The sequence below is a fragment of the Caballeronia terrestris genome (assembly GCF_001544515.1).
GTDB lineage: Bacteria > Pseudomonadota > Gammaproteobacteria > Burkholderiales > Burkholderiaceae > Caballeronia > Caballeronia terrestris.
Window position 1 is genome coordinate 1 of the sequence record NZ_FCOL02000424.1, and the last position, 1,309, is coordinate 1,309.

2 protein-coding genes are annotated in these 1,309 nt (G+C 61.0%); both read right to left on the reverse strand.

All coding sequences use genetic code 11. The features are described 5' to 3' along the window. Nucleotides 1-667 (reverse strand): NtaA/DmoA family FMN-dependent monooxygenase (locus AWB67_RS37965; RefSeq protein ID WP_125477883.1); only part of this gene is annotated, 667 nt, incomplete at its 3' end. A 104-nt stretch (nucleotides 668-771) separates the two neighbouring features. After that, on the reverse strand, nucleotides 772-1,035 hold the full coding sequence (locus AWB67_RS37970) for a hypothetical protein (RefSeq protein ID WP_087660870.1): 264 nt from the start codon (nucleotides 1,033-1,035) through the stop codon (nucleotides 772-774). Nucleotides 1,036-1,309: the final 274 nt, after the last annotated feature.

Consider the following 1,309-nt stretch of genomic DNA (forward strand, 5'->3'; position numbering starts at 1 on the left):
CCGCCTGCACCACCACGGGCCAGCCCTGCACCGGCCGCGCGATGTTCAGCGGCCCCCGCACGGACAAATACTTGCCCTTGTGATCGAGTACGTGCAATTTCGCGGGATCGAAAAAGAGGCCGGCGTCCGTGTCGCGCACGAAAGCGTCGTCGGCCCAACTGTCCCAGAGACCGGTGACGACGTCGTAGAATTCGCGCGCGCGCCGGTAGCGCTCGTCGTGCTCCATGTGCTCCTCGCGGCCGAAGTTGCGCGCCGCATCGGGATTCGATGTGGTAACGAGGTTCCACCCGGCGCGCCCCTCGCTCAGATGATCGAGCGACGCGAAACGCCGGGCGATGTGATACGGCTCGTCGAAGGTCGTCGAGGCGGTCGCGACCAGGCCGATGCGTTCGGTGACCGACGCCAGCGCGGAAAGCAGCGTGAACGGCTCGAAAGAAGTCGCGGTGTGACTGCGTTTGAGCGCGTCCACCGGCATGTTCAGCACCGCGAGATGATCGGCCATGAAGAACGCGTCGAAGCAGGTTTTTTCCAGCGTCTGCACGAAGCGCTTCAGATGCCTGAAGTTGAAGTTGGCGTCGGGAAAGGCGCCGGGAAAGCGCCATGCGCCGGTATGCAGGCTGACCGGCCGCATGAAGGCGCCGAGATGAAGTTGTCGGGAATGAGGCATCGCGCCGGTGATGAACGAGTTGCAGGTGGCGCCAAGTTACTCCAACTCGTAAGAGGCCGCTCAAAACGCAGGGACGTGATTGCGCGAGTCGCTCCGGCACATCCTCAATGAGGCGGCGGCTCGGCGGGCGGTTGAAATGCGTCGACGGCGTAGCCCATGTTGAAGTACCCCGCCTGTGCATACAACGCAATATATTCGAGCCGCTCCGCTCGGCTCGCTTGGTCATCGTGACGCGCGTCGGTCACCACATCGCATCCGCATCCGCATCCATTCAACGCACGCCTGGCATCGCGCAGGAAACGGCGTTCACGGGCCCGCTCCATGCTCGCGAACAACGATTGCCAGTACTGCGTCAGGATTCGTGGCATGGCGTCGTCCCTTCGGCTGATGAATGGCTTCAATCTATGCTGACAAAAGGGATTCGACAAACAAGCTTTTCTGCGATGCATAGCTATTTGCGATTCCCTCCCCCGTTTTGCCTGCTTTGCACGGCTTTGACTTCTCGTCGAAAAACGGTCAACATATGTTTCCATTGTAAAAACCAGAGAAATCAGCCGGTCATGAGTGAAGTACCCGGGCGCAACCCGACAGCAGCACGTACCCGCAAGCACCCGTGAAGCCGGCCGGTGACGAGCATTCCAA

Coding starts and splice junctions, on each gene's coding strand:
- AWB67_RS37970 (WP_087660870.1), bottom strand. CDS start 1,035: ATGCCACGAATCCTGACGCAGTACTGGCAATCGTTGTTCGCGAGCATG.